This window comes from Streptomyces sp. NPDC002520 (genome assembly GCF_053595235.1).
The window spans coordinates 1-3,492 of sequence record NZ_JBSFXG010000011.1 but is presented as its reverse complement, the minus strand read 5'-3'; the positions used below and the strand labels follow the sequence as shown (position 1 = coordinate 3,492).

The 3,492-nt window shown below is 66.3% G+C and carries 3 protein-coding genes, 1 tRNA gene and 1 pseudogene; 2 read left to right on the top strand and 3 right to left on the bottom strand.

Annotated features, from left to right (window positions below; all coding sequences use genetic code 11):
- Window positions 1-470, bottom strand: a 470-nt coding sequence (locus ACWD5D_RS17470) for a hypothetical protein (RefSeq protein WP_451373570.1), incomplete at its 3' end; no start/stop codon positions are given.
- A gap of 65 nt (window positions 471-535) precedes the next feature.
- Window positions 536-838 carry a hypothetical protein gene (locus ACWD5D_RS17465; protein WP_451373569.1) on the bottom strand — a complete coding sequence of 101 codons (303 nt, stop codon included), beginning with the start codon at window positions 836-838 and terminating at the stop codon, window positions 536-538.
- 1,352 nt (window positions 839-2,190) lie between these two features.
- On the opposite strand from ACWD5D_RS17465, the gene ACWD5D_RS17460 reads away from it, so the two are divergent.
- Window positions 2,191-2,263, top strand: a tRNA-Arg gene (locus ACWD5D_RS17460).
- Between the two features lie 70 nt (window positions 2,264-2,333).
- On the opposite strand, the pseudogene ACWD5D_RS17455 reads toward ACWD5D_RS17460, so the two are convergent.
- Window positions 2,334-2,827 (bottom strand): annotated as a pseudogene (locus tag ACWD5D_RS17455) (tyrosine-type recombinase/integrase); the annotation flags it as partial.
- Window positions 2,828-3,104: 277 nt separating this feature from the next.
- On the opposite strand from ACWD5D_RS17455, the gene ACWD5D_RS17450 reads away from it, so the two are divergent.
- Window positions 3,105-3,302 (top strand): hypothetical protein, encoded by a 198-nt coding sequence (locus ACWD5D_RS17450; RefSeq protein ID WP_451373568.1) that lies wholly within the window; start codon window positions 3,105-3,107, stop codon window positions 3,300-3,302.
- Window positions 3,303-3,492: the final 190 nt, after the last annotated feature.

The window sequence follows — 3,492 nt, the reverse complement described above, 5'->3', positions numbered from 1 at the left end:
GCTTGGGTTGGGTCCTCCAGCAGCCGGGGAGTCATGGGCGGCGGCGTACCGCCCCGGGCACGCACTTCCTCGGCAACCGCACTGACCAGCCGCTCAGCGGCGCGTGGGCTCCCGAGCTGAGCCAACTGCTCAGCAGTGCACTGCTTCAGTGTCTGGTCCCGCAGGGATGCCGGACACGACGGGTGCCCAAGGGCGAGCGCGACCAGGGTCGGTCGACGATCGACGTGGGACGGTTCCTTCCCGACCTCCAGATCCGCCGTTACGGCTGCCTCCAGAAGCCATAAGGGCGCCTCCTCGGCATAGGGGCCCGACAGCACAGCCTCGGCGAGGGAGGAGCGGTCGTATCGAGGCTGGTCCGACCGGACCTGCTGCGCCGCCAGCCGTACCACGGGGTCGTCCGGGCCGCAGTCGGCCATCGCCGTGAGAAGGAATTCGGAGGGCAGCACAGCGTCGAGATCCTGGCCGGTCACGAGGGGTTCTCCATCAAGAATTGCTGGTGGGCTTGCTCAGCCTGCTGAAACGGCCTGCACGGGGTTCACTGCGGGCCCGGAACGATGAGAAGCGCATCCAGCGGGCGGGCTCGCGTGGGATGAGGGATCTCGAGCCAGCCGTCGCCCTCGGCAAGGCAGCGTGGGATGGCCCGGTAGCGACGCCACTGCCAGTTGATCCACCGTCGTGGCTCGTTGGACTGGCCTGCACGCCGTGTGGAGGTCGGCAGCAGTTCGCCGGCGAGTTCGATGTCCTCAAGCGGCGCCCCCAGACTCCACACGTGCTCCAGTGCGGAAAGCGCAGTTCGGCGCAGGGGGCTGTCGAGGTTCCAGCGCTTGTCGATGGCCATTGCCGTCTCGCGCCCTGGGCATCGACCAACTCCATCGGCCACTCGACACCCCCGTCCAGACGCTGCAGCAACTCCGTCACCAGCGCGGTGGCCCGCTCGCGTTTCACCTTGCCCCCATCCCCCTGGCCTTGGTGTCTCCGTGCGATCGTAATCTCGATGCCCCCACGTGAGGGGCAGTTCAGAACAGTCCGTCCCGGTTGTTCGGGGTTGCTCGCAGTCGCTCCCACTGTCGGTGGCCGTCGTTACGATCAGCCATCGTGGAATCCACTTCCACTGACCTGCTCCGCCGGATCGAGCAGGAGGCCCTGGACGAGACTCGTCCCATCAGCAGTGCGCTGCGCAAAACCGCCCACCATGCAGGCAGCAGCCGCACAGCGGACAGCGGCGTAGCCCACGGCCAGAGGCCATACCGCGCCGCCCCCGTTCCAGAGACAGGACCACGCTCATATCGTGGCCCGTGCTCCTGCTCCCGGTACGAAGACCCCCGCCACCCTCTGGACGGGGGTCTTCGACGTTGTGAAGCGTGCTTCCGCATCGCCGCATAGTCCTGTGGCGTCTTACGCGGAATCCTGACCATTCGCCCTCTGCGAGCTTCTGGGAAACCACCCCGAACACACTAGCGATCTTCCGGAGCAGCACATCGGCCGGGACCCGCGGCAGACCACCGAAGACAGCACCCTTGCTCCGCCTCGGCGCCCCCACTGCACTCACCATGCAGCAGCCACATCGCCTCGGCGAACATGGTGGAGTCCGTCTCGCACTTGCCCCATAGGCACCGCAGCGCGTCGCCGCCGAAATTGAATAAGAAGCGCTGCTCAGCCTGCACCACGAAGCCCAGCGCCCTGTAGTAAATCCGTGAGCAATTCGAACGAAGAAAAACAACGAACTCCGGAACCCGAACTACGGGCTTGGGAAACCAGCGGCACTGCACATCAGGGCCATCACAGCGGCCACGCGCACCGGCATGGACACATCACCTCCTCTGCTGCAGGGACAGCGCCAGGCCCGGGTCGCCCCGAGGCGGTGCCGAGCGCACCCACAAGCCGACACAGGGAACAGAACGGACTAACCACTCTCCCCTCCGGCCCTTTCAGTATCGGCTGACCGTTCCACATCAGCGATAGAAATAGCAGGTCAGGAGCATCTGCCGCCGTCACCACCCCCTTCGGTCTCGATGCCTGCAACCCTTGCGCGCCCGCATCCGCTACCCTGTCCTTGGTCAGTAGTTGGTACACCATGTTGTCCGCCCCAGCAGCAGCGCAGAGGACGTGGCACCACCGCTGACCAGTGGGTTTACGTCCTTGCCGAGGATCTGTCTCCAGGACTTTTCGGCAAGGTTTTCTACAAGCCCCGCCTTCGTAGCTCAGGGGATAGAGCACCGCTCTCCTAAAGCGGGTGTCGCAGGTTCGAATCCTGCCGGGGGCACAAAGCAAAGGCCACCTAGGAACGTTCCTAGGTGGCCTTTGACATCCACTTCTGACATCAACGCGCTCGGTCACCCACGACCGGTGCGCCTCTTCCTGAGCAGCCGGTCCATGTGGCTCATGGCCTCGCGCTGGGTGTCCTGGACGACGTGCGTGTAGACATCCATGGTGATGCTGATCTGCGAGTGGCCAAGGATCTCCATCACGACGCGGGGCGCGACTCCGGCCGCCGTGAGGCGGGTGGCCGTGCCGTGGCGAGCGTCGTGCAACCGGATCACGCGGAGGCCGGCCGACTCGGCGACGCGGGTGAAGGAGCGATAGAGGTTGCGCGGCTCGATGGGCGCCCGGTCCGGGTGGCGAAGACGTAGTCGGAATCCTGCCGCTTCTCCCCCGCCTTGCCGCGAGCCGCAGCCTGCCTCAGGCGGTGCCAGCGCAGCGGCGCGATGCAGAAAGCGGGCAGCGGGACGGCACGGCGACGACGGCTCTTGGGGTCGTCGTCGTACAGGACGCCACGGCGCCGCTGCACCTGATGGCGGACGTAGAGCACGCGGTTGTCGAGATCAAGCACACGGAGCATGAGGTCAGACACGTCGTGGCTGGGGCGGTCGGTTCCACGGCTTTACGGGGCCATGATCACTCGCGCCACAGCAGCGCCACCCCAAAGCCGCTACGCCGACCGCGCGCCCACGCACAGGCTCTAGGGCCTGTCCGACGGGTCGCGTCACCGACCCCGCACCCGACACCACTGTCACCCGAATGGAGCAACATGACGTGCCACCCACATGGGTGAAGATCAAGCTGACTAGTACCCCAACCGAGGCAATCCGCGAAAGGGGAACCAAATGCGCATTCGACGAATCCTCGCCGCCGTCCTCGCCACGGCAGCCCTCGCCGGACTCGGCCTCACAGGCGCCACCGCCGCCACCGCACAGAGTGGCGCAATCAGCCCTGCTCAGTGCAGGCAGGGCGGCGGAACGCCCAATTTTACGGACTTCACCTGCAAGGGCGGTACGTACAACGGGCGGAATCTCATCGACTAGACCCCACAAGGCGCCCCGCAGCCACGCGCCGCGGGGCGCTCCCGCGCGAACGTAGCCGGGAGAGTCACAGGGACTGCGCCGACCCGTCGGGCACGCTAAGAGCGTGCGCGGATAGGCGGGTGTGAGGGGCTGGATGCAGGTGCAGGCACGGGCCTGCGCGATCATGTGAGTTCCTACGCTCCGTGACCGT

Coding starts and splice junctions, on each gene's coding strand:
- ACWD5D_RS17465 (WP_451373569.1), bottom strand. CDS start 838: ATGGCCATCGACAAGCGCTGGAACCTCGACAGCCCCCTGCGCCGAACT.
- ACWD5D_RS17450 (WP_451373568.1), top strand. CDS start 3,105: ATGCGCATTCGACGAATCCTCGCCGCCGTCCTCGCCACGGCAGCCCTC.